Source organism: Acidiferrobacter thiooxydans (assembly GCF_003333315.1).
In the GTDB taxonomy this organism is placed as follows: domain Bacteria; phylum Pseudomonadota; class Gammaproteobacteria; order Acidiferrobacterales; family Acidiferrobacteraceae; genus Acidiferrobacter; species Acidiferrobacter thiooxydans.
Genome location: NZ_PSYR01000002.1, coordinates 695,314 through 719,554 on the forward strand (window position 1 = coordinate 695,314; position 24,241 = coordinate 719,554).

At 65.0% G+C, this 24,241-nt stretch carries 26 protein-coding genes and 1 pseudogene; 11 read left to right on the plus strand and 16 right to left on the minus strand.

Annotated elements, in window-relative coordinates:
- Positions 1-294 precede the first annotated feature (294 nt).
- Complete coding sequence (locus C4900_RS10385; RefSeq protein WP_211306889.1) at positions 295-2,514, plus strand: Rne/Rng family ribonuclease; 2,220 nt, start codon at positions 295-297, stop codon at positions 2,512-2,514.
- A 254-nt stretch (positions 2,515-2,768) separates the two neighbouring features.
- On the opposite strand, the gene C4900_RS10390 is transcribed toward C4900_RS10385, so the two are convergent.
- The 12 genes from C4900_RS10390 to C4900_RS10445 all read right to left on the minus strand — a co-directional run bounded on the left by C4900_RS10390 (position 2,769) and on the right by C4900_RS10445 (position 12,232).
- On the minus strand, positions 2,769-3,245 hold the full coding sequence (locus C4900_RS10390) for a low molecular weight protein-tyrosine-phosphatase (protein ID WP_114283056.1): 477 nt from the start codon (positions 3,243-3,245) through the stop codon (positions 2,769-2,771).
- Positions 3,242-3,973, minus strand: a complete 732-nt coding sequence (locus tag C4900_RS10395; RefSeq protein WP_141689277.1) for a hypothetical protein — start codon at positions 3,971-3,973, stop codon at positions 3,242-3,244. Before C4900_RS10395 ends, C4900_RS10390 begins: the two co-directional genes overlap by 4 nt.
- Positions 3,970-4,701 (minus strand): 3-deoxy-manno-octulosonate cytidylyltransferase, encoded by a 732-nt coding sequence (gene kdsB, locus C4900_RS10400; RefSeq protein WP_114283057.1) that lies wholly within the window; start codon positions 4,699-4,701, stop codon positions 3,970-3,972. The genes C4900_RS10395 and kdsB overlap by 4 nt, the downstream gene beginning before the upstream one ends.
- A complete protein-coding gene (locus C4900_RS10405) occupies positions 4,701-4,889 on the minus strand; it encodes a Trm112 family protein (protein ID WP_065970395.1) in 189 nt (62 codons plus the stop codon). The genes kdsB and C4900_RS10405 overlap by 1 nt, the downstream gene beginning before the upstream one ends.
- A gap of 90 nt (positions 4,890-4,979) precedes the next feature.
- On the minus strand, positions 4,980-5,945 hold the full coding sequence (gene lpxK, locus C4900_RS10410) for a tetraacyldisaccharide 4'-kinase (RefSeq protein WP_267896442.1): 966 nt from the start codon (positions 5,943-5,945) through the stop codon (positions 4,980-4,982).
- Positions 5,939-7,051 (minus strand): glycosyltransferase N-terminal domain-containing protein, encoded by a 1,113-nt coding sequence (locus tag C4900_RS16315; protein ID WP_211306892.1) that lies wholly within the window; start codon positions 7,049-7,051, stop codon positions 5,939-5,941. The genes lpxK and C4900_RS16315 overlap by 7 nt, the downstream gene beginning before the upstream one ends.
- Entirely contained in the window at positions 7,044-8,771 is a 1,728-nt protein-coding gene (gene msbA / locus C4900_RS10420; protein ID WP_065970401.1) for a lipid A export permease/ATP-binding protein MsbA, read from the minus strand. The genes C4900_RS16315 and msbA overlap by 8 nt, the downstream gene beginning before the upstream one ends.
- A complete protein-coding gene (locus C4900_RS10425; RefSeq protein WP_065970403.1) occupies positions 8,768-9,178 on the minus strand; it encodes an ExbD/TolR family protein in 411 nt (136 codons plus the stop codon). Before C4900_RS10425 ends, msbA begins: the two co-directional genes overlap by 4 nt.
- The gene (locus C4900_RS10430) at positions 9,178-9,792 is read right to left on the minus strand and encodes a MotA/TolQ/ExbB proton channel family protein (RefSeq protein ID WP_065970464.1); all 615 of its coding nucleotides are present in this window, start codon (positions 9,790-9,792) and stop codon (positions 9,178-9,180) included. Before C4900_RS10430 ends, C4900_RS10425 begins: the two co-directional genes overlap by 1 nt.
- Positions 9,793-9,822: 30 nt before the next feature.
- A complete protein-coding gene (locus C4900_RS10435; protein ID WP_065970405.1) occupies positions 9,823-10,536 on the minus strand; it encodes an ABC transporter ATP-binding protein in 714 nt (237 codons plus the stop codon).
- On the minus strand, positions 10,533-11,780 hold the full coding sequence (locus C4900_RS10440; protein WP_065970407.1) for a lipoprotein-releasing ABC transporter permease subunit: 1,248 nt from the start codon (positions 11,778-11,780) through the stop codon (positions 10,533-10,535). The genes C4900_RS10435 and C4900_RS10440 overlap by 4 nt, the downstream gene beginning before the upstream one ends.
- Positions 11,777-12,232, minus strand: coding sequence for a DciA family protein (locus C4900_RS10445; protein WP_083995830.1), 456 nt, complete (start codon positions 12,230-12,232; stop codon positions 11,777-11,779). Before C4900_RS10445 ends, C4900_RS10440 begins: the two co-directional genes overlap by 4 nt.
- Positions 12,233-12,295: 63 nt before the next feature.
- Between C4900_RS10445 and C4900_RS10450 the strand changes: the two genes are divergently transcribed.
- Positions 12,296-12,997: a YggS family pyridoxal phosphate-dependent enzyme gene (locus C4900_RS10450; RefSeq protein ID WP_065970411.1), complete on the plus strand. Its 702-nt coding sequence runs from the start codon at positions 12,296-12,298 to the stop codon at positions 12,995-12,997.
- An 11-nt stretch (positions 12,998-13,008) separates the two neighbouring features.
- Here the strand turns inward: C4900_RS10450 and C4900_RS10455 are convergent, their stop codons facing one another.
- A complete protein-coding gene (locus C4900_RS10455; RefSeq protein ID WP_114283060.1) occupies positions 13,009-13,857 on the minus strand; it encodes a DMT family transporter in 849 nt (282 codons plus the stop codon).
- 49 nt (positions 13,858-13,906) lie between these two features.
- On the opposite strand from C4900_RS10455, the pseudogene dapC reads away from it, so the two are divergent.
- From dapC to C4900_RS10495, 8 genes and pseudogenes are all read left to right on the plus strand, one after another.
- Positions 13,907-15,135: pseudogene (dapC, locus tag C4900_RS10460) on the plus strand (succinyldiaminopimelate transaminase).
- Positions 15,113-15,931 carry a 2,3,4,5-tetrahydropyridine-2,6-dicarboxylate N-succinyltransferase gene (gene dapD / locus C4900_RS10465; RefSeq protein WP_065970416.1) on the plus strand — a complete coding sequence of 273 codons (819 nt, stop codon included), beginning with the start codon at positions 15,113-15,115 and terminating at the stop codon, positions 15,929-15,931. Before dapC ends, dapD begins: the two are co-directional and overlap by 23 nt.
- The gene (gene dapE, locus C4900_RS10470; protein WP_176715969.1) at positions 15,921-17,066 is read left to right on the plus strand and encodes a succinyl-diaminopimelate desuccinylase; all 1,146 of its coding nucleotides are present in this window, start codon (positions 15,921-15,923) and stop codon (positions 17,064-17,066) included. Before dapD ends, dapE begins: the two co-directional genes overlap by 11 nt.
- Before the next feature lie 70 nt (positions 17,067-17,136).
- Positions 17,137-17,706 (plus strand): FHA domain-containing protein, encoded by a 570-nt coding sequence (locus tag C4900_RS10475; protein ID WP_170132509.1) that lies wholly within the window; start codon positions 17,137-17,139, stop codon positions 17,704-17,706.
- Positions 17,707-17,788: 82 nt separating this feature from the next.
- Positions 17,789-18,535, plus strand: a complete 747-nt coding sequence (locus tag C4900_RS10480; RefSeq protein ID WP_170132510.1) for a GNAT family N-acetyltransferase — start codon at positions 17,789-17,791, stop codon at positions 18,533-18,535.
- Positions 18,532-19,308, plus strand: coding sequence for a lysophospholipid acyltransferase family protein (locus C4900_RS10485; protein WP_065970421.1), 777 nt, complete (start codon positions 18,532-18,534; stop codon positions 19,306-19,308). Before C4900_RS10480 ends, C4900_RS10485 begins: the two co-directional genes overlap by 4 nt.
- Before the next feature lie 74 nt (positions 19,309-19,382).
- Complete coding sequence (gene ompR, locus C4900_RS10490) at positions 19,383-20,069, plus strand: osmolarity response regulator transcription factor OmpR (protein ID WP_065970423.1); 687 nt, start codon at positions 19,383-19,385, stop codon at positions 20,067-20,069.
- Positions 20,066-21,370: an ATP-binding protein gene (locus C4900_RS10495; protein ID WP_065970425.1), complete on the plus strand. Its 1,305-nt coding sequence runs from the start codon at positions 20,066-20,068 to the stop codon at positions 21,368-21,370. Before ompR ends, C4900_RS10495 begins: the two co-directional genes overlap by 4 nt.
- Here the strand turns inward: C4900_RS10495 and C4900_RS10500 are convergent.
- A complete protein-coding gene (locus C4900_RS10500) occupies positions 21,329-21,532 on the minus strand; it encodes a YgaP family membrane protein (protein WP_065970427.1) in 204 nt (67 codons plus the stop codon). The two genes, C4900_RS10495 and C4900_RS10500, sit on opposite strands and share 42 nt — an antisense overlap.
- Positions 21,533-21,771: 239 nt before the next feature.
- Entirely contained in the window at positions 21,772-22,557 is a 786-nt protein-coding gene (locus C4900_RS10505; protein WP_083995832.1) for a 3'(2'),5'-bisphosphate nucleotidase CysQ family protein, read from the minus strand.
- Positions 22,558-22,974: 417 nt separating this feature from the next.
- Here C4900_RS10505 and C4900_RS10510 point away from each other — a divergent pair, with 417 nt between their 5' ends.
- Positions 22,975-23,376 carry an ArsR/SmtB family transcription factor gene (locus tag C4900_RS10510; protein WP_211306894.1) on the plus strand — a complete coding sequence of 134 codons (402 nt, stop codon included), beginning with the start codon at positions 22,975-22,977 and terminating at the stop codon, positions 23,374-23,376.
- 60 nt (positions 23,377-23,436) lie between these two features.
- Here the strand turns inward: C4900_RS10510 and C4900_RS10515 are convergent, their stop codons facing one another.
- Positions 23,437-24,213, minus strand: a complete 777-nt coding sequence (locus C4900_RS10515) for a helix-turn-helix transcriptional regulator (RefSeq protein WP_141689279.1) — start codon at positions 24,211-24,213, stop codon at positions 23,437-23,439.
- Between the last annotated feature and the right edge of the window lie 28 nt (positions 24,214-24,241).

The window sequence follows — 24,241 nt, forward strand, 5'->3', positions numbered from 1 at the left end:
TATAGTGCGCCTTCGTATGCGTCCGATATTAGCAAGCTTTCCGGCTGCATACAAAACGATTTTCGAAGGTCGACCTGCCGGTCGCCTTCACAAGGGTATCGCACCCCTCGCCCAACCGGAGAGGTGCTCGGATGTACGCCCCCTGGCCCGGGAGGCGGAAAGTCTACAGCGACGGGTTTCAAAGCGGATTCATGCCCTTAATCCGGGCCCTTTCTTCGCCGCCCACACTCGCGTGGACTGCCGACCTCCCTCAAGGCCGGGGTCGTGCGCCGCAACGCGGCGGAGTCAGGATTCATGAAAAGAATGCTTTTTAATGCCACCCACTCGGAAGAACTGCGAGTGGCGATCGTCGACGGCCAGAAATTGATCGACCTGGACATCGAATCGGCCAACTATCAACAAAAGAAAGGCAATATCTACAAGGCGCGTGTGACACGCGTGGAACCTAGTCTCGAGGCGGCATTCGTCGACTATGGAGCCGAACGGCAGGGCTTCCTGCCCCTAAAGGAGATCTCGCGCAGCTATTTCAACGGGGCCGAGAACAAGGGCACGCAGGGTCCGGTACGCATCAAGGACGTCATCCGCGAAGGCCAGGAGATCGTCGTCCAGATCGAGAAGGAGGAGCGCGGCAACAAGGGCGCGGCCCTCACCTCATTCATCAGCCTCGCCGGTCGCTATCTGGTCCTGATGCCGAACAATCCCAAGGGCGGCGGTATCTCGCGTCGCATCGAGGGGGAGGAGCGGGCCGAACTGCGCGACACCATGGCCCAGCTGAGGCTGCCGGACGACTACTCCGTAATCATCCGCACGGCGGGCATCGGCAAGAGCGTCGAAGAGCTCCAGTGGGACCTCGATTATCTGGTGCAGTTGTGGGATGCCATCACGCGCGCGAGCGAAGACCAGCCGGCGGCGTTCCTGATCTATCAGGAAAGCAGCCTCGTCATTCGCGCAATCCGCGATTATCTGCGCAGCGACATCGGCGAAATCCTGATCGACAACCAGGATATCTACGAACGCGCCCTGAAATTCATGCAGCAGGTCATGCCGCAGAACGTCGGCAAGCTCAAGCTCTACGAAGATGAGATCCCGCTGTTTTCTCGTTACCAGATCGAACATCAGATCGAGTCGGCATTTTCCCGCGAGGTCCATCTGGAATCCGGCGGCGCGGTGGTATTCGACCACACCGAGGCGCTAGTCACGATCGACGTCAACTCGGCGCGCGCTACGCGCGGGAGCGACATCGAGGAAACCGCGCTCAATACCAACCTCGAGGCCGCCGAAGAGATTGCCCGGCAGCTGCGTATCCGTGATCTTGGGGGCTTGATCGTCATCGATTTCATCGATATGACGCCGACGCGCAACCAGCGTGCCGTGGAAACTCGCCTGAGCGAGGCGCTCAAGGCCGACCGCGCGCGCGTACAAGTCGGACGGATCTCCCGTTTCGGGCTCCTCGAGATGTCGCGCCAACGGTTGCGGCCGTCGCTCGGCGAGTCCAACAGCCTGACTTGTCCGCGCTGCGAGGGTACCGGTCATATCCGGAGCGTGCCCTCATCCGCACTGCAGATCCTACGCTTCATCCAGGAAGAGGCAATGAAGGAGAATACAGCGGCACTGCATGTGCACCTGCCGCTCGCCACCGCAACCTTTCTCCTGAACGAGAAACGCCATGAGATCAGCGGCATCGAATCGCGTCTGGGTACGCCTATCACGATTGTTCCGAGCATCGATCTCGAAACCCCGCACTACCGAATCAAACGTCTGAAGGCCGAGGAGATCGAGGCCGAGCGTATCGCGCCAAGCTATTTGATCCCGCTCGAGGTCGAGCCCGAAGAACCCTCGCGCCCCTCGAACCCGATCATGGAGCGGCCGGCCGTGGGCCAACTGGCGCCGATTGCGCCGCCCCGACCGGAGGCTGCGAACCCGCCGCCCCCCGCCCCCGCCAACGGACTGATACGATCTTTCTTGCATCGCCTCCTGGGCGGCAGCAATACGCCCGCACCCACGCAAGCCCCGGCCGCTGCCGAGTCCGCCCCGACGGCCCCCACGGCACGGCCCGCGCGTCCGCCCCGGCGCGCCGCAACCGGCCGCAATCGGCCACCGGCCAAGGCCCCCGCGGAAACACGTGAGCGGCCGCGTGAGGTCGCGCCCGAGAAAGGGGAACGCAGTGAGCGCGCCGGAGACCGCCCAGCAGATAAGGGAGACCGCCCAGCACGGCCTCGAGGTCACCGGGCTCGGCGCGGCGGCCGTGGCCGCCATGGCAGCGAGCGCGGGGATACCACAGCGGCCAGCCCGGAGAGCGCGAGCGGAAACCAGATGACGGCAACGGCAGACACCCCGGCCCCCTCCGGCGAGCCCATGCGCGACACCGCGCCGGTCCAGGATCGGGGCGCATATCCGCTCCCGGCCACGCCGGAACCGGCTGTGCACCAGGAACCGGCTGTGCGACGGCCGGAGGAACCCGAGGCGCGGCCCGTGCGCGAGACCGAACGACAGGAGGCACCGAGCGACGAGTGATACCGTCCCGGCCCACCCCACCGGCCTTGGCCGGTGGGCTTCTTGCCCCTAGCCCGGACGGGAACCGATTGGCACAGCAAACCGGCACCGGCCTTCAATGGGGCGGTGAATATCCGCCTTCTACACCAAAGCCGTCGGCACCTCTTTGGTCTGCCATCTGCACACCAACCGAGAGACCCCTTCCCTTCAGCGGTCGGTGGTGGTGTCTGGGAGACGATCCTGCGGGCTACGGGACCGATCTGGCCCTGGGATTTCTAGGCGCGAGTAAGCCGAGTCCCGATATCCGCAAGTAGGCCCTGGGCGGCCTCTTCGAGCAGCGCATAGACCCGCTCGAATCCCTCGGGCCCACCATAATATGGGTCTGGAACGTCGCGAACCCGCGTGTTGCGGGCAAAATCCAGGAACAGTCGCACCGAGGCCCGCGGGCCGCCGCCGAGGGCCTCCAGGTGTGCCAGGTTGTCGCGGTCCATGGCCAGCACATAATCGAAATCGCGAAGATCGGCCGCAGTAACCTTGCGTCCGACGAGCCCCTCAATGTCGATACCGTGGCCTGCCATGGTGCGACGGGCGCGCTCGTCCGGGGGTTCGCCGATGTGATAGCCGTGGGTACCTGCGGAATGGATCTCGATGAGCCCATCGAGCCCCTTGCGGGTCACGAGTTCGCGGAACAGACCCTCGGCCATGGGTGACCGGCAGATGTTACCGAGGCATACAAACAACACGCGTATCATAAAGGTGCCTGGGGCGTCCGTTGCGCGGGCCACCGGATCCCCGACTCGGTCAGCGCCAACAAAAACACGAGAGCCACGGGTGCAAAAAATATCGCCGGCCATACCACGGGCATGAACACCATACCGCTTGGCTTGGCAAGCTGCGCACCAACCGCATACACTGCCAGCAGCCCCTGAAAGGTGCTCATACCGATCACGAGCGGCGCGCGCTGCCAGGCGCATGCGACGCCCTGGACGATGACCTCGCGAATCCGGCGCGCCGGATCCACCACCGCTCGCGCATAGGCGATCATGGACATGCCGCCCCATAACAATGCCGCACCGGCAGCCATGACCAACACCGCCGCAAGCAGGCCGATCCCGGCCACGACGCCCGCGTATCCGGCATAGCGGCCCCAAAAGGCGAGTACCTCGGGAAGGTGCCCGACCATCCACGCCAACGCGACGAACAGCAAAACGATCATGGTGCCGGCCAGCGCCAACCAGGCCGTCACACCGTACGCGCGGCGCACGAGGTCGTGCCATGCGATAGGCGCGGTGGTATGCAGCTTCTGGAGATAGAGATAACGAACCACCGGCGCACACCCGAGCCACGCTAAAAGCGGCCACAGGCTCGTGGTTCGCGAATGGTGTCCGACCAGGATCGCGCCGATCAGCTCGAAGGCGATGAGGCCCGCGGTCCATCGGCTACTATAGGCGCGGATCGCCGCCGCACGGATTTGGATCACGCAGGCCTCCATAGGGCATTGGCGCGCGTCAGATCCTCTTCGGTGTCGACGCCAGGACCGGGATCGGCATCCGTCACGACGACCCCGATCGCCGCGCCGTGATCCAGGGCCCGCAGCTGCTCGAGACCCTCGCGTTGCTCCAGCGCGCTCGGACCCCAGCCGGTGAACATCCGCACGAAGCCCGCGCGATAGGCATACAACCCGATATGTCCAAGAAACGCCGACGGCATCGCCGGATCGCGCGGCCATGGGATGGGCGCGCGGGAAAAGTACAGGGCGCGGCCGCTCGCCTCGCACACCACCTTCACGAGATGCGGGCTCGCAAAGGCCTGCGCGTCTTGCATGCGCCGCGCCGCCGTCGCTATGTGCCATTGCGGATTATCGCGCAAGGCACGCGCCACCGCGGTCACGAGCGCCGGCGGCATGAGCGGTTCATCACCCTGAAGATTGACAACAATGGCCTCATCGGGGAGCGCCAGCAACGCGATGGCCTCGGCGATCCGGTCGGTTCCGGAGGCCTGGGTGGCGGCGGTCATCACGACCTCGCCGCCGGCGTCCTTCACGACCGCGGCGATCCGCGCGTCATCGGTGGCGACGGTCACGCGCGCCGCGCCGCTTGCCATCGCCCTTTCCCGCACGCGCAGGATCAAGGGGCGTCCGGCGACCTCCCGTAACGGCTTGCCCGGCAGCCGTGTCGCACCGTAACGCGCAGGGATGATGACGTGCACTAGCCGAGGTCCTTCAGGTCCTCATCGTTCAAGGTGCGCCCCTCTTCCTCGAGCATGACCGGGATATCGTCGCGGATCGGATAGGCCAGACGGCAGGCGCGGCACGCCAATTCCCCGGCCTCGCGCCGATAGCGCAATGGCCCCTTGCAAACCGGGCATACCAATATCTCCAAAAGTCGCCTATCCATATCGTATCCTTCCCCTGTTTCAAGGCCACATTGTAGAACAGGAGGTGCGCGCCGGCTACGATCGAAGGCCGGGCACAGGCCCGGCCGCGATCATGATCGCGGCTTAAGGCGCGCGAGAATGCGACGTGCCAGTTCTTCGTCGACCACCGCCCGCACCGGCACATACCAGAGCCCGGAGCGTCCCAGGGATTCGCACTTTACCGCATCTTTTTCCGTCATGACTACCGGATCATCCGTGTCGAACTGGAGGTCTTCGGCAGAATATCGATGATGATCGGGAAACGGATGGGCAATGACCTCGAGCCCCCACCCCTCCAGGGCCCGAAAGAAGCGCTGCGGGTGGCCGATGCCTGCCACGGCATGCACGCGCCGCAGATCCGCAAGCCCCACCTCGGCGTGGCCGCCGACGGCATAGGCCCTATCGCCGGCAAGCCCCATGGCCCACTCGCCGGCCGCGGCCTGCCCCTGCGTCACGCGAAAATCCAGACGATCCCAGCGGGTGCGGGGTTCACGCAGCGGACCCCCCGGCAGGCACAACCCGTTTCCAAAGCGCCGCACCCCGTCGAGGATACCGATCTCCAGACACCGCCCCAGACGATAATGCTGCAGACCATCGTCCGCCACGATCACATCGCACCCGGCTTCCACCAAGGCCTGTGCGCCTGCCACCCGGTCGCGGGCGGCGATGACCGGCCCGGGGGCATGGCGCGCCAGCAGTACGGCCTCATCGCCGACGCACCCCGGATCGCTATGCGCGTCCACGCGCAGCACGCCGCGGTTGCGACCCCCGTAACCGCGCAATACGATGCCTGGGCGCAACCCGGCGGCCGAAAGCCGTGCGCATAGCCACAAGACGAAAGGCGTCTTTCCGGTCCCGCCCACGGTCACGTTACCGACCACGATGACTGGGACCGGAAGCCTTTGGACGGTGCACACGCCAACCGTATAAAGGCGCCGGCGCAAAATTGCCAGCGCACAATAGAGGACACTCATCGGCCATAACACCCGGCTCCAAAGACCGGTCGCAGCCCAATGCCGCCAAGGATCGCTCAGCACGCGCAGACCTGTGCCACCAGCGCTTCGGCGGCCTCCCCGGCGGCACGCCGCTCCTGCCAGAAATACCGTCGCAAGGCGTCGGCGGCCACGCGCGCCGCCCCGGGGTTCGCCAAAAGCCACGCCCAGTACGTGACGAGCTCGGTGCTCGCGACTTCGGCAAGTGGCGCCGCCCCCGGCAGGTCGAGACCCGCCACATGCGCCGCGCTCACCACGCGCCCTCCCGCGAGCGCCGCCCATAACAAGGGTTCCGGCGGCATCATGAGATGGATAGCCGTGCAGCTCGCCGCGAGCGCCGGCCAAAACCGCTCCTCATCCACCCATACCACGCTGCCTGGCGCGAGCGGGCGACGATCCTCGTTCCAGGCGCTCAACCGCTTCGCGCCCGCAGTCGGGCAGCCGAGAAACAGGATGTCCTGGGTACCCCCCGGGGACGCCTGCCAGGCCTGCGCAAGGCGCGCGGCGATCGCCGGCGAGGCATCGGTCACCCAGAACAAGGCGCGCGCATGGGCCCCGGCCAACCCCTGAAAGACCGGCTCCACCTGCGCCACGGCAAGCCGTGCGTAAAAGGGCGCCGCGCAATGCGCCCGACCGCGCCAGGCCTGCTGCTCGCTCGCGGTCTGCGGAAAGCCCATACACCCCTCGGCCGCCGCCCCAGGCCGCCCATGCACGATACAGCAAGGCACGCCGGCGGCCTTCAGTCCGGCCGCGAGATGCGGTCGCATGGCCTCGCCGAGCGCCACCACATAGGCCGGGCGCAGCCGTTCCAGAATGCGTCGCGTGGCGGCGCGCCGATCCGCGGGCCCATAGGCAAAGCCGAGGTTGGCGATGGCCCTGAGCCGCGCCAGCATCGCTTGGTGCTCGTATTCGAATGTCACGACGATCGGCCGGTCCGCACTGCGTTCGCGCACCGTGCCCGCGATCTCCGCGGCCAGCCGCCCGTTCACCTCGCGCGCATCAGACTTGATCCATATCAGCCGCGCGCGCGCCGGCGGCGGCCGCAGCAAACCAAGACGGGCGTTGGCGCGCGCGGTATTGCCGCTCAAGCGGTCGCGAACGTCCGCCACAACCCCTGCAAGCAGCTGTCCTTCATAGACACGATCAGCCATGAAACTGCATCTGGTGCAGTCGCGCATACATCTTGTTCTGCGCCATAAGTTCGGCATGCGTCCCGCGCTCCACGACCCGACCCTTGCTCATGACGAGGATGCAGTCGGCATGCTCTATCGTCGATAAACGGTGCGCAATGACGATCGTCGTGCGATTTTGCATGAGCCGGATCATGGCGGCTTGCACGTGCCGCTCGGACTCGGTGTCGAGCGCCGCGGTCGCCTCATCGAGGATCAGGACCGGGGCATTCTTCAGCAACGCGCGGGCAATGGCGATGCGTTGACGCTGTCCGCCTGATAGCCTTACCCCGCGCTCCCCCACCAACGTATCCAGGCCGCGCGGGAGATCCTTCAAAAACTCCGCGACATGGGCCGCCTCGACGATCTCCATGAGCCGCGCATCGTCGGTCACGCCCTTGTGCCCGTAGAGGATGTTCTCGCGGATCGTCGAATCGAACAGCACCGTCTCCTGGCTTACGAGCGCGATATGCGAGCGCAGGTCGGCAAGCGTGATCTCGCGCGTATCCACGCCGTCTAGGGTGATATAGCCGGACTCTGCGTTATAAAAGCGCGGCAGAAGATTGGCTATGGTGGTCTTGCCGCTCCCCGAGGTGCCGACCAACGCCACCGTCTGCCCGGCGGGCACGGTAAAAGACACCTCGTTGACCGCCTTCCGACCTTCCGGACTATATCGAAATGAGACATTGTGATAGGCCACATCCCCGCGCACATCGGTCAACACGCGCTGCCCGGTCTCGGTCTCGGGCGGCTGATCGATGAACGAAAACACGCTCTGCGACGCGGCCATGCCGGTCTGCAAGGTCTCATTGACCTGCGTCAGCCGCTTGATGGGCGCAAGCAGCATCATCATCGCCGCCACGTACGACATGAAGCCGCCGACAGTCGCGTGCGGCTCGCGCATCGCCGCGTACACCACCCATGCGAGCGCCGATGCGGCCATCAGCTGCACCACCGGCACCCCCGAGGCCGCGACGCGCGTGCGCCGCATGTTCTCGCGCCGATTGGCCTCATTGGCCTGCGTGAAGCCGCGCAAGGCCTCGTCCTGGCCGGCAAAGGTCTTTATGACCCGGTGTCCGTCCGCGGCCTCCTGAACGACATGCGAGATCGCTCCCATGGAGTCTTGAATCGAACGGCTGGTGCGCCGGAAACGTTTGCCCATGCGGCGATTCACCCATGTGATCACCGGCGCCGCCACCAGGATGGCGATGGTCAGCTTCCAGTTCAGATAGAACATCCATCCGAGCAGACCAAGGACGGTGGCGTTGTCCTTTACAAGCGTCGACAAGGCACGCGTGGCGGCACTTGCCACCTGTTCGACGTCATAGATGAGTTTGGCTATGAGAACCCCGGAGGAATGGGCGTCGAAGAAGGTCGTCGGCAGATAAAGGAGATGCGTGAACATCTGGCCGCGTATATCGAAGACCACCCGCCGGCCAACCCAGTTCATCAGGTAATTGGCGCCAAACGACGCCACCCCGCGCACCAGGAACAGCCCCACGACAGCGATCGGCATAAGGCGCATGCTCACTGGGTTCCTGTGCACGAAGCCGCCATTCAGGAGGGGGCGCATGAGCGCGGCAAACACAGGCTCGGTGGCCGAGCCGACCATCATCCCGACCACCGCCAGCAGGAAGCTTCGACGATAGGGCCATGTATAGCGCAGCAGCCTTCGGTAGAGGCCTCCTTTGAATTCCGTCACGACGTTTTGCGCACCTTGGTCGCAAAAACGATCCGGCCGAGACCAATCCGCCGCGCCGCGTCCAGGGCATGCACGATGGCGCGGTAAGGCGCATTACGGTCCGCATACAAAATGACGGGCGTGTTCGGGCCATGGGCGTGGGCGGCCAGCGCGCGCATCAGGGATCGCTCGGTACCCGCCACCACCGCACCGTCCACCGCAAACGTGCCGGCGCTGTCGATCACGATATGCACGCCCTGGATCTTGATCGGCTGTTTCGGGTGGGCCTGTGGGAGCTGGACCTTCAGCGACGACTCATGGGCAAAACTCGTCGTCAGGATGAGAAATATGAGGGTCATGAGCAACACGTCGATCATCGGCACGAGATTGATCTCCGGTTCCTCCAGTGCGCGTTTGCGAAAGCGCATCAACCCGCCTCGCGCTCGCCTTTCAGGATCTCGACCAATCGTACGGCCTCGCGCTCCATATCTGCGAGCAGGGTGTTGACGCGCGAGCGCAGGTATCGATAAAAGATGAGGCTTGGTATGGCGATGCCAAGGCCGGTGGCGGTAGTCGTGAGCGCCTGGGCGATACCGGTCGCGAGCACCGCCGGGTTTCCCACACCCGCCTCGCCGAGCCCTGAGAACATGCGGATCATACCGAGCACGGTGCCAAGGAGCCCGAGAAACGGGGCGATCGCCGCAATCGTGCCGAGCGCATCCAGATACCGGTCGAGTTCCGACGCCACATGGCGCCCGGCGTCCTCAATCGCCTCGCGCACGACTGCCCGCGAATGGCGCCTGTTCACAAGCCCTACGGCCAGCACCTGGCCCAAGGCCGATCCCTCCTCCAGAGTCCGTAATTGCTCGGGCGTTATATCGCCCCGCTTGATCCATTCACGCGCCGTGGCCGCCGCCCCCGGGGGCGCCACGCGCGCACGGCGCAACGCGACCAGACGCTCCCCTATGATCGCCATCGCCAACACGGAACATAACAACAGCGGCCACATCACAAAGCCGCCCGCCTTTATAAGCTCCAGCACCGCGCTCATCCTTCTCTGATCGTCATTACTCTAGCAAGGCCCTGGAGACGTGGGAAGCGCGTCGGTCTCGGTCACCGAAAGGCAGCCATCCACGATCACACCCACTCGCCCCATGGACTGCGCCAGCTCGTGGTCATGCGTGACGAGCACGAGGCTCGTACCAAACGACGCGTTCAAATCCCGCAGGAGCGCAAAAACGTCGGCGGCGTTACGCGTATCGAGATTACCGGTCGGCTCATCGGCCAGCACGCACCGCGGCTCGTGAACCACGGCCCGGGCAATGGCCACCCGCTGGCGCTCCCCACCCGATAACTCCGAGGGCTTGTGCAAGGCGCGATCCGCAAGCCCTACGCGCTTTAGCATCGCCTGCGCGCGCTGATGGGCGCGGCGTACGGGCTCGCGCCGGATCAAAAGCGGCATGGCCACGTTTTCGAGCGCCGTGAACTCCTGCAGGAGGTGATGGAACTGATAGACGAAGCCGAGTATGCGGTTGCGGACCCGCCCGCGCTCGGCCTCGCTCAGTCGCCCCATGTCCTGTCCATCCACCCATATCCGCCCCGAGGTCGGCTGGTCGAGGCCCGCCAGGAGATGCAAAAGCGTGCTCTTGCCGGCCCCGGATGCGCCGACGATGGCGATGGTGTCGGCCGGCCTCACCACGATATCCACGCGCCGCAGCACATCCACCGACAATACGTCCTCGATGAAGGTCTTGGCCACCGCCTCGGCGCGAATCACGTCATTCATTCGTAGCGCAGCGCCTCGGCCGGTTGGGTCTTCGAGGCCCGCCATGCGGGATACAAGGTCGCCAGGAAACTCATGAGAAAGGACGCGATGGCGACATGCATTACGTCCTGCCAGCGCAGGTGCGACGGCAATTCACTGATGTAATACACGTTGGCGGACAAAAAGTGCGTATGGAAAACGTGCTCGATGAACGGCACGATCGTAGTCACATTCAACGACAACACGACACCTGCCACCACCCCGATCGCAGTCCCGATGAGGCCGATCAGCGTGCCCTGCACGAGAAAGATTGCGAGCACGCTCGCCGGGCTTGCGCCGAGCGTGCGCAGGATGGCGATATCGGCGCGCTTATCGGTCACCACCATGACCAGGGTCGCCACGATATTGAAGGCCGCCACCGCCACGATGAGCAACAGGATCACGAACATCACGGTCTTCTCGATCTTCAGGGCCCGGAAGAAGTTGGCATGTTTCTCGCTCCAATCGCGCACCTCGTCATAGGCCGGCAGCCGCGCCTGCAACGCCCGACGCACGGCCGGGGCCTGGTTGATATCGGCAAGCTTCAAGCGCACCCCGCTCACATCCCCGCCCATACGATAAAGGGCCTGGGCATCCTTCATGTTGATCAAAGCCAGTCCGGCATCGTACTCATACATCCCCACATCGAAGATCCCCACCACGCGGAAACTCCGTAACCGCGGCAGAAAGCCCGCAGGGGTGACCATGCCGCCGGGGGCCACCAACAACACATGCGACCCCAGGGTGGCCCCGAGGCGCCATGCCAGATAGCGGCCGAGTACAATGCCAAAGCGCCCGGGGCGCAGGGCCGCAAGGCGTCCTTGCACGATGTGCGCGGCAATGTCAGATACCGCCTTCTCCTTGTTCGGGATCACCCCGCGCACCAGGGCCCCGCTCGAGTAGCGTCCGTGGACCAGCAGCCCCTCCCCGCGCACATAGGGAGCGACCGCGATCACACCCTTCTCGCGCAGCGCGACATGCGCCGCCTTTTGCCAATCCGCCAGGCGATGACGCGGGCCGCTTATGGTCACATCGGAGATCACGCCGAGTATGCGGTTACGCAACGTCCTCTGGAACCCGTTCATGACCGACAATACAGTGATGAGCGCCATGACCCCCAATGCGATGCCCACCAGCGAGGTCACGGATATGAACGAAATAAAATGGTTGCGCCGCCTGGCACGCATATAGCGCAGGCCGATAAAAAGCTCGAAGAATCGTGTCATGCGCGCCCTGTATCCTCGGTGCTGCCGGACGCAAGGGCCGAGGCGAGCCGCGTGAGGCTTGCCTTCAGGGAGGCATCGCAGACGGTCTCGGCCAGTGATTCAAAGCAACGCGAGCCGATCGCCGAGCGCACGGGCCTGCCTTCGCCTCCCCGACTACGACTTCGCGCCCCCTCCCACCCGACACGCCGGACCACGATCTCGCGAATGGCGCCCAGACCCACCTCGGCGCGCAGGCGCGCCAAAAGATCCGGCGTCTCCTGACGCAGCCGTGCGGCCGACGCCGAACCCGGCGCCACCACAAATAGCCGTCCGCGACAATAAAAAAGCGCCTCCACGGCATGCAGGCCCTCCGGCCTGCAACGTGCCCACAGCGCCTCCAGGGCCGGTCCTTGTATGAGATCTGCAGGCGGTCTGGGCAGCGAACGGTCGAGAAAGCGGGCGATAGCTTGCATGCCGGCAGTATGCCAGAGCGGCACGGCTTTGGATATGCGCTGAGGCCCGCTACACTCATGCCCATGAGTGACTTGTGTGAACGCTACGCGCACATCATGGCGCGCATCGCGCACGCCGCGCACGCAAGTGGCCGGCCGGCCAGCGCCGTGCGTCTCGTGGCGGTCTCCAAGACCCACACCGCCGAGGCGGTGGCGCAGCTTGCGGCCTGCGGACAACGGCATTTCGGTGAAAGCCGCGCCCAGGAGGGCGCAGCCAAGATCGCCGCCATGCCCGACGCGGCCCTCGAATGGCACTTCCTCGGACCCGTACAGCGCAATAAGGCACGCCTCATCGCCCGCCACTTTCGTTGGTTGCACTCACTCGAGGGGCTCGACGCGGCCTTGGCCCTGTCACGTCACGCCGAAGCCGCCGACACCCAACTGCGTGTCCTAGTCGAGGTCAATGTGACCTCAGACCCACGCAAACATGGGCTTTCGACCGCGGCCCTGCCGGCCTTTCTCGAGGCCTATAGCGCGCGCGCCTGGCCCGGTCTTACGCTCTCCGGCCTCATGACCATGGCCGCCCATGGCGCCCCCGAGGGCGCCGCGCGCGCCACCTTCGCGCGCCTACGCGAGCTCGCCGCCGACTGTCGCCGGGCCTTCGATCTGACAGACTTCCAGGAATTGTCGATGGGCATGAGCGATGACTATCACTGGGCGATCGCCGAAGGGGCCACCATGGTGCGTATCGGCCGCGCCTTGTTCGGGGCGCGCGAGAGCGGATAAATCCCGGCGCCTCAACCCTCGTAGGCCGCCACCAGCGTAGCCCCGGCGGCCACCGCCAGCGCCCCAGCCAGGGCACGCGTGGTGAGCGCCCCATGTAACAGCAGGTGTTGCGAAAACGCCGCGGTCACCACCTCGACTAGCAGCAGCACCGACGATTGGCGGACCGGCAGGGCCGTGACGCCGTATTGCACGAGCAGGGTGATGGTAAAGATCGCGAGACCGCCGCCCACCACCGCGGCCAACACGGCCAGCCCCGGTGGATGCGGCATGCCGTGCGCGGTGACGGCAAGCGCCACGAGGCCCACGCCGACCACGCCCGCGAATGTGGCCAAAAGCTTGGCGGCGAGCGCCACATCGGGCTGCGCACGCAGTATCACGTTGGCGCCGGCAAACGCCGCCCCGGAAGCGAGCGCGAGGGCATCGAAGCCATTCAAGGTTGGGGCCGCCTGTCGCCAGAGCAGCATCATGACCCCAACCAAGGCCGTAACGATCCCCGCCACCACCGGCAATGACACGCGCTCCTTGAGGAAGACGCGCGCGGCCAGCACCGACCACACCGGGGAGAGGTAAAAGAGCAGCGTGACCCGCAGGATGTTGTCATGTAAGACCGCGACCACGAAACCGATATTGGTGATGCCGCCGAGCACCGCCAACGCCAGCCACACGCGGCGCGAGACGCCCGCGCAGCGCCCGCCGCGGCATAAGATCAGGCTGGCGGCGGCCGCGCCGCCATACATGAGGAGCGCAAGCCATACCCCGGACAGGCCGTCCTGGGCCAGCCTGCGCAATGGATACCAGATCACGCCCCAGGAGCCGGCACCCACTATGAGCGCGGCCGCCGGCCATGCCTTCTTGGTCATGGTCGCGCGCTCCCGTATAATCCACCGATCTTATGCGCCTGCATCGCCCATGAACCCCACTCTCGGACGGCTCCACCCCTACCCGTTCCAACGGCTCGCGGCCCTGACCGCGGACCTCGCGCCGGCGACGTTGCCGCCTATCAACATGGCGATCGGTGAACCGCGCCACCCGACACCGGATGTTGTGATAGCGGAGCTTACAGGCGCCCTGGACGCCCTGTCGACCTATCCATCGACACGAGGCAGCAAGGCCCTGCGCGCGGCCATTGCCGAGTGGCTCACGCGCCGCTTTCGGCTGCCGCCGGGGGCCGTCGACGGCGAACGCCATGTATTGCCGACCTCGGGCAGCCGCGAGGCCCTCTACTCGGTGGTGCAGGCGCGCGTCGACCGGCGCATGGAACGTCCGGTGGTGATCATGCCCAACCCGTTCTATCAGATCTACGAGGGCGCGGCGCTGCTGGCCGGTGCGGAACCCTATTACGTAAACACCGACGGGGCGCACGGCACCGTCATGAATATCGAGGCCATACCGCGCGCCATCCTCGAACGCACCCAGGTCGTCATCACCTGCAGCCCCGGGAACCCTACGGGCCAGGTCATGGGGCGGGGCGAATATGGCGAACTCCTGGAACTCGCCCACCGCCATGACTTCCTGATCGTCGCCGATGAATGTTATTCGGAGATCTACCCCGACGAGGACCACCCGCCCGAGGGCCTGCTGGCAGCGGCGATCGCCCACGGCGTCCATGACTTAGCGCACTGCGTGGCGGTCCACAGCCTTTCCAAACGCTCCAACGTCCCGGGATTACGGTTTGGCTTCGTGGCGGGCGATGCCGGGTTCATGGAGGCCTTGTTCACGCTGCGCACCTATTTCGGTTCGGCCCCCTCACAGCTCGCCCAGCGCGCGGCGCTCGCCGCCTTGGCCGATGAGACCCACGTCCGCGAGAACCGCCGGCTGTACCGCGAGAAATTCGCCGACGTCACCGCCATCCTCGATGGCGTCCTGCCGGTCACGCGCCCCGCCGGGGGTTTTATCTCTGGGTGCCGACCCCGATCGATGACGAGGCCTTCGTGGCCGGCCTCTATGCCACCCAGAACCTCCTGGCGCTCCCCGGCTCCTATCTCTCGCGGCCAAGCGGCGGCCGGGACCCGGGTGCCGGCCACATCCGTCTGGCGCTCGTCGGTCCGCGCGCCGAATGCCAGGAGGGCGCGCATCGCGTGCGATCCTATGTCGAATCATTAACAAGGAGTCAGAATGACACATCAAGCGCTCATTGAGGCCGCCTACGAAGATCGCGCGCGGATTACACCACGCAGCGTCGATACCGCGGTCAAGGACGCGATCCAGGGCGTCATTGATGACCTCGACCGCGGCGTCCTGCGCGTCGCCGAGCCGATCGACGGCGGCTGGAAGGTCCATGAATGGATCAAGAAGGCGGTGCTGCTCTCTTTTCGGATCGAGGACAACACGCTTGTCAAGGGCGGTGAGGCCCAGTATTACGACAAGGTCCCCTCGAAATTCGCGACCTACGATTCCCACCGATTCCGCGAGGGGGGATTTCGCGTGGTGCCGCCGGCGGCCGTGCGCCGCGGGGCCTACATCGGCCCCCAGACCGTACTCATGCCGTCGTATGTCAATATCGGCGCCTATGTCGACAGTGGCACCATGGTCGACACCTGGGCGACCGTCGGCTCGTGCGCGCAGATCGGGAAAAACGTTCATCTGAGCGGCGGCGTCGGCATAGGTGGCGTCCTGGAGCCCTTGCAGGCGGCGCCGACGATCATCGAGGACGACTGCTTCATAGGCGCGCGCTCGGAGATCGTGGAGGGCGTCATTGTCGAGCGTGGGAGCGTCATTTCCATGGGTGTCTTCATCGGCCAGAGCACGAAGATCCTGAATCGCGATACCGGTGAGATCCTGTATGGGCGGGTGCCGGCGGGCTCGGTGGTGGTATCGGGATCGTTACCGGCCAAGGATGGCAGCCACAGCCTTTATTGCGCGGTCATTGTCAAGCGCGTGGACGCAAAGACCCGCGCCAAGGTCGGGATCAACGCGCTTTTGCGTGACATCTAGCGCCATGGATCCGACACTGGCGTTGGCCATGGAACTGATCGGGCGCGCATCGGTCACGCCGGATGACGCCGGCTGTCAGGCGCATATTGCCGGATTGTTGCAGGCGGCGGGCTTTCATACGGAATCGCTGGTGTTCGGCGAGGTCACCAACCTCTGGGCGCGTCATGGCACGGCCGCCCCGCTCGTCGTATTTCTCGGGCACACCGATGTGGTCCCGCCCGGCCCGTCCGCCGACTGGACCACGCCGCCTTTTGTGCCGACCATCCGTGATGGCATGCTCTATGGGCGTGGGGCGGCGGACATGAAAGGCGCAGTGGCGGCGTTCGTACAGGCCTTGATCGGCTTTGTGGGCCGCCACCCCCGACACCCGGGCTCCGTGGGCTTGCTGCTTACCTCCGATGAGGAGGGTCCCGCCCGTGACGGCACCGCCCAGGTCCTAAAGACCCTGGCGGCACGCGGCGAATCCATCACGTACTGTCTCGTGGGCGAGCCCTCGTGCCAGGTCGCGCTCGGCGATACCGTAAAGCACGGCCGGCGAGGGTCCCTGAATGGCGATCTGATAATCCATGGTGTCCAGGGTCACGTGGCCTACCCGGAACGCGCCGACAACCCCATCGCACGCTTCGCGCCGGCCTTGCAGGCGCTGGTGTCGATCACCTGGGACGAGGGGTCCGCGGATTTCCCGCCGACACGCCTCCAGTTCTCCAATATCCACGCCGGCACCGGCGCGGATAATGTCATCCCGGGAACGCTGCAGGCGCTCTTCAATCTGCGCTATGGGCCAGCGACACCGGCGCCCGTACTGCGCGCGCGCATCGAAGAGGTGCTCGCCGCCCACAATCTCCGCTACACCCTTCATTGGCGGCTCTCCGGGGAACCGTTTTTGAGCCATGATGGTCCACTCAGGGCGGCGCTGGCCGCGAGCATCCAGGCCGAGACCGGCCGGGAACCGCAATACTCGACGAGCGGAGGGACGTCCGATGGTCGGTTCGTTGCGCCCTTTGGTGCCCAAGTTCTTGAATTCGGGCCGCTCAACGGCTCTATTCATAAAGTGAACGAAGCGGTTTCCGTGGACGATCTCGTGCGCCTGACCCGGATCTATCAGGGAACGCTGGAGCGGATCTGGGCGCTTTAAGGGGCACGGCATCGTCTATAATGACCACCCAGGAGCCACCACTGTTATGGACACCATGCCGAGTATCATTGTGAAGCTAAAACACGCGGTCATACGGCAAGTGCAACTCCCCCAGGGCGACCTGTCCATAGGTCGCCGCCCAAGCCATGCGCTGGTTCTGGAAGACGCTGCGGTCAGCGCCGATCACGCGAGCATATTCACCGTCGGTCAGGATTCCTTTCTGAAGGACCTGGACAGCACCAATGGGACCTACATCAACAACCGCCGGACCCGCAAACACCACCTGAAGCCCGGCGATGAGATCGTGATCGGCAAATATACCCTCCTTTATCAGGATCACGACATGGCGCCGGTCACGACCCCCCAACCCGCGGCCTTCGATGACGCCGCCTTGTTTGTCCTGAGCGGATTCAACAGTGGGAAGCGCATAGAGCTCACAAGCACGGTCACACACCTGGGCATGGCGGGGCAATCGGCCGCGCTTCTTTCCCGTACCGGCGACCGGTACACTCTCATGATCGGTCCCGACGCGGCGCATGTGGCGTACAACGGCAAGTCCGTGGCCCCCGGCGGTCAGGTCTTGACATCGGGCGACATTATCGAAGTGGGAGACACCCGGCTTCAGTTTTATCAACATTGAGCGCTTGACGTGCCCGGTACCAGGACAGTAGCTTTAACCCCCGGACTGGGCGACATCAGCGGCCGAGGCGCGGGGAATGAATATGGATGACTTGAGGGCGCAGAATCTGCGAGTGGAGTTCGCGGAAACGGCGGACGAGATCGCAGAGGCGCAAAGACTGCGCTATCAGGTCTTTGCTCGTGAGCTGGGGGCGGCGATCGGTGACCGGGATCGCGAATATGACGAGGATCGCTTCGATCCCTACTGCGTCCATATCGTCGTCCGCGACGACAGCGGCCGCGTAGTGGCCTGCTCGCGCATCCTGCCGCAGGATGCCGCGCACCGGTGTGGCGGATTTTATTCCCAGACCGAGTTCGATCTCACCCCGATCCTCGGTCTGCCCGGCCGCATCATGGAAGTCGGCCGCATCTGTGTCCATACCGACTATCGCCGGGGACCGGCGATCGCACTGCTCCTCGCGGGCCTTGCGCATATCATGGAAAACGGCCCTTACGATTACCTGATCGGTTGCGGCAGCGTGCCGTTGAGTCCGGATCGCACGCAGGCCTTGCGCACCGTGGCCACGCTCATCCGCCGTTATGGTTGTCCCGAGCCCTATCGCGTCATCCCCCGCCACCCGCTGCCGGTCGTGGACGGCGCGGATGACGAGACCGCAGCGCCAGCCTTGCTGCGCGCCTATATGCGCCTCGGCGCCTACGTCGGTGGCCCTCCTTGCCTGGATGCGGCGTTCGATGTCGCCGACGTCCTTATCATCCTCTTCCGCAACCGGTTCAATCGCCGCTACCTTGAACGCCTCCTCGGGCGTTCCTACAAACAAAAGGTCGCGTGAAGCTCCCTGGCGGGGCCCTAGTCCGGCTGCTGGCGCTGATCGGACATGCCTTGTGGGGTGTGGCGGTGACCGCCCTCGCCCCGTCCGGCGCCCTCAGCAATAGCGCGGGCGGACAGCGCATCGTGCGCTTCTGGCACCGTGGCGTCCTCGCCATCCTCGGAATCCGGCTGAAGGCCATGGGCAAGCCCCTGGAGGCGCCGGTCCTTATCGTGGCCAACCACATCTCCTGGGTCGACATTGCCGCCCTCGGCGCCCTGTGCCCAGGACACTTCGTTGCCAAGCTGGAAATCGAGGCATGGCCCGTGATCGGCTGGCTCGCGCGCCAGGCCGGCACCTACTTCATCCAGCGCGGGGACCGCACGGCCTCGGCAGGGGTCGCCCAGCGCATGACCGAGGCCTTCCGGCGCCATCAATCGGTGCTGCTGTTTCCCGAAGGGACATCGACCGATGGACGCGAGGTACGCCCCTTTCATGCGCGCCTGTTCGCCGCCGCGATCGAGGCGAACTGTCCGGTGCAGCCGGTCGTATTAGGCTACCCGGACACTCGGGGCGGCATCCACCCGGCCGCGCCCTTCATAGGGGAGGACACGCTCGTCAATCACCTCTGGAGACTCTTGCGCGCGCGCGGCGAATTCACAGTCGAGGTCCGTTTCCTGGCCCCGGAGCTCCCGATCGGCCTCAGCGCGCGCACGCTTGCCAATCGCGCCCACGATGTCATCGCCGCCCATCATGGCGGCATGCAGGGCGCACCGGCGGACGGTTTATCGGAATAACGACCCCGGGGTTGTCGTGTAGGGATTTGTAAAGCCCGGCGGCGCCGGTGGCGCAAGTCGGGTATCCTGTCACCATGCCGCGTATCCTCCTAGTCGATGATGACGCACGCCTGCGCGAGCTTTTGAGCCGCTACCTCTCGGAGCAAGGCTTCGTGGCCGTGGCCGTGCCCGACGGACGGGCCATGGACAAGGCCTTGGCGCGCGCCGCCTATGATCTCCTCATCCTAGACATCATGCTGCCGGGAGAAAGCGGCCTCGATGTCTGCCGGCGCCTGCGCGCCGAGGGTCGTTATATCCCGCTGCTCATGCTCACCGCACGCGGCGACGAGGCCGATCGCATCATGGGACTCGACCTCGGGGCCGACGACTATCTGGCCAAACCCTTCAACCCCCGTGAACTCGTGGCACGCATCAATGCCGTGTTGCGCCGCCAACGCCCGCCCGACGACAAGAAGCTGCGCTTCGGACGCTATCAGCTCGATATTCACGAACGCGCCCTGACCGCTGACGGGGCGCCCGTGGACCTTACGACCGCCGAATTCGATCTTTTGCGGGTACTCGCCACCCACCCGCGCCAACCCTTGTCGCGCGACATCTTGATGCAGCTGGCCAGGGGCCGTGACCACATGCCCTTCGATCGCTCCATTGACGTACGGATCTCGCGCCTGCGCCGCTTGCTCGAGGATGACCCGGCCAAGCCGCGCTTCATCCAGACCGTGTGGGGCTTTGGCTATGTCTTCAATCCGGGCGATACCCCGTGAGGCTGTGGCCCGATACCCTCTTTGGGCGCACCGCGCTCGTCATCGCGCTCGCGCTGGTCATCGCTCAGGCCACCTTCCTGATCCTGGTGCGGCTGTCTTTCAGTCCCGTGCATGTCGCGCAAATCGCCGATCTCGTGGCCGGTGAGGCGCGCATCGCCGGTGCTGCGCGCTCCCTGGTACCACCCGACCGGCAACCCGCCCTGATGCGCGCCTTGAAGGCCGCCGGCGTACATTATGATGGCAGCCGGCCTGCACGACCGCGCGCCCGAGGCCCGTTCGCGCGCACCCTCACCCGCGAACTCGCGGCCCGTGGCATCCACGCACACATCGCGGTACGACCGCACGGGCTGCTCATAGATGCGCATGGCACTGGTGCGCCGGTCTCCCTCCGTCTGCCGGGCCGCCCCCCGGCCCTCCCCTGGCCGCGTATCGGCTTTCTGATAGTCGGCGCGGTACTGACCGGCGCGGGGGCGCTGTTGGTGGTACGACGCGTCAACCGGCCGCTCGCCGCCCTCGCGCAGGCCGCCACCGGCTTCGGCCGCGGCGAGGCCCTGCCCCCCCTATCGGAGGATGGCCCGGCAGAGATTCGCAGGGTGTCGCGGGCCTTCAACCGCATGACCGAGGATGCGCGCCGTTATGAGCGCGATCGCGCGCTGCTGCTGGCCGGTGTGTCCCACGACCTGCGCACACCGCTTGCGCGTATGCGCTTGGCCGTGGAGATGTATGGGGGCGATCCCGAATTGCAGGGGGGGATGGTCCAGGATATCGAGGAAATGGATGCGATCCTGGCCGAATTTCTCGCCTATGCCCGGCACGGCATCCAAGAGACCCCGGTCATGGGCGACCTCAATACGCTGGTCCACGATGTCGTCTGGCGCTTCCGGCGTCACACACCCGATATCGACTACCATCCCGCAGTGGTGCCGCGCTTCCCCTACCGGCCCGTCGCCATCGGCCGGCTGGTCTCGAACCTCGTGGATAATGCCGTCTCCCACGGCAAACCACCGATCGTGGTGCGCCTTTTGGCCACCGAAGGCTGCGTGCGTATCGTGATAGAGGATAGCGGACCGGGCTTGAGCGAGGCGCGCTGCGCAGAACTCATCGCCGCTCGCGAATTGCACGCAAGCGACCGCCGCGGGCTCGGGCTTGCCATCGCCCGACGGATCGCCGAGGCCCACGGCGGTACACTCGACCTCGCCCCGCGCGACGGGGGCGGACTGCGTGCCACCATCCGTCTCCCGCTGCCCGGGGAGGCCCGTTTATTCGAAGGCGCAGCCGGTGCGCAGACCCATAGCCTTTAGGATTTTGGCCAAGGGGCACAAACCAGTGAAGGCCGCCTGCAAAAGATTCGCGCCCACGAACGCCGTGACCCACAACCAATCGGCGGACACATAATGCGCAAGCAGCAGACTGAGCAGGACCACGCTTCCGGCAAAGGCCATCACGACCCGATCGACTGACATAAATCACCTCCTGAGAGTGGATACATGGGCTTATTATATCATGGATCGCTAATATTGCAGGGGCGACGAGGGCCTAAGCCCTCATGATCCCCGTAACCCCGCGCGCCGCCGCCATCGGTGGTATCTGCCGGTAGACAGCGTGCCGCCTCGACGGTCTTGCGCCATGTGCGAGCCGTCACAAGCCCTCGCCGCCCGGCCGCCCCTGGAACGGACGACCCGGCCAGGGATAGGAGACCACCTTACAGGAAGTCCGGCCACGCGAACCGGGCATCGGCGACTGCCACGAAAGACGGGTTGAGCTGTCGGGCATGGTGATAAATAAGCGGCTGGCGGCCCGCCACCCATACCGCCCCGCCACTCTCTTCCACCAGGCATTGCCCGGCGGCCGTGTCCCAGGTATGCGTCGGGCCAAAACGCGGATAGAGGTCCGCGCGTCCTTCGGCAAGCCACCCAAATTTCCACGCCGAACCGAGCGCCGTGCGTTCGATGCCCCCCTCGTCGCACGCCAGGGCCTCACACAGCCCGGTTACCGCCTCGGTCCCGTGCCGGGCACTGCCCACCACGCGCACGGGACCGCCCAGGAACGCCCGTCCGTTCAGACGCTGCACACCTGCCGGCGTCTTCTTGAAGGCCCCCCCGCCCTTTAATGCGAAATAGCACTCGCCTGTGACCGGCACGAATATGACGCCCACGACCGGACGCCCGCCCTCGACGAGCGCCACATTGACCACAAAGGCGCCGGTACGCGCCACGTATTCCTTGGTTCCATCGAGCGGGTCGACAGACCAATATCGGTCCCCAGCGATCTCGCCCCCCTCTTCCGAGGCCACCGGCACATCCGGCGTGGCCTGAGCGAGCACCGTCATGATGACCTCGTGGGCGGCCCGGTCAGCCGGTGTTACCGGACTGCCGTCGCTTTTCAGATCAACGGGTCCGGTGGTACGGTAGTGCGTAAGTATCGCCGCCCCCGCCCGTTCCCCCGCGGTCTGCGCCCACTCCAGATATCGCTCGTAGCCCCCATTCACTTCGCTCTTCCCCTGGTAATGATGTGTCAATGACGCCAATCGGTGGTTATTATTCCATAACACGCGCCCGCGCGCTTCCAAGGCACCCGGACCCGGCCATACCTCTGAAAATCCGGGTCGCCGCCATAAATTGCCGTATATTCCCTGTGCTTTTTATGGCCATTTTAGACGTCTATGATTCCATGGCGCATGACGCATAGGGATTCCATGACACACGACAAGTAGGCCTCCTCGTCAAATTCATGAAAATAGGTGCTGCTATTGTCGCTAAAATGCGGTATAGTTTGCGCCCAAAGAATCGGGCACGGTTCTTGATGGCAGCGGCAACGCCTCTCGACCAAGAACGTTCTTGGAACCAAAATACAGGCGGCGTTGTCCTTGGAAAATTGATAGTAACTAATAAGGTAACCTCAACCGATGACAATGAAAATTACGGCGGCAACGCGTGCTCTTACGGCACTTGCACAGGAGACACGACTTGGCATCGTCCGATTGCTGGTCAAGGTTGGCCCAAGCGGGCTCGTAGCCGGTCAAATCGCCTTACGTCTCAAACTCGCTCCGGCCACGTCGTCCTTCCACCTGTCGCAGTTGACGCAAGCCGGGCTCATCAAGCCATCACGGGAAGGCCGCTCGATACGTTACTCCCCTGTGCTCAGCACAATCGGGGAATTGTTGGCATTTTTGGATGAGAATCTGAGCGGTGGTCCGACCGAGAAGGCGGCAGCCAAAGCATCGGCGAAGAGCACCCCGAAGCCCACGGCCAATAGCACGACGAAGGCGGCGCCGGCCAAAAAGAAGGCCGCTCGCAAGAGTCGCTGAGGGTAACGGCGAAACCTGGGCGAGACGGGCGGACGGCGTGCCGCCGTTCGTCTCGATCCCTCAGGGTCCCGGGCGCGCGCACAGCACAACGAGCTTCAGATCGCGCTCGACGAGCGAGGCGAAGGTCGTTTGCTCGTAGACCGCAAGCCCCAGGACCGGATGACGAAAGGTCTTGACCGCGGGATCGCGGAATGACACCTCACGGCGCTGCCAATAGGCGCGGAACTCGGCGCTTTGGCGACCAAGGTCTGCCACCAATTCCTCATACTGCCCCTCTCCCGCGAGATCCCCGGCATCCGCCGAAAACTCCGCCACCAGCCGACGCGCGCGCTGCGGCCAATCGACCACGAAGTCACGCGCCGCCGGTATGCAGAACATGAAACGCAGCAGATTGCGTTCCTGACCCTGGGATCCGAGCCAATCCGGAAACAGGGCCTCGGCCTCCTTGTTCCAGGCCAGCGCATCCCAATAGCGCCCCAGACAATAGGCCGGGCTTGCGATACGTTCCAGGACCGATGCGATCGCCGGCGACACACGTGGCGTCCGGCGATGCGCGCGCTGCGGTGCAAGACCGGCCGCCTCCCAAAGATAACGCCGTTCCGCATCGGTCACAGCCAGCACATCCGCAAGTCGCGCCAGGGTATCGGCAGAGACCTGGGGCGCACGCCCCTGCTCGATCCACGTATACCATGTGACGCTGATCCCACACAGCGTGGCCAATTCCTCGCGGCGCAGGCCCGGCGTACGACGCCGTCGCGCACCCGCCGACTCCCGCGGCGCGGCGCGCTCGCGCAGCATCCGCAAAAAACGCCCTAGCTCTTCCGGTCTAGTCGTCACGCCGATCCGATCCCAGTAGTCTGTATAC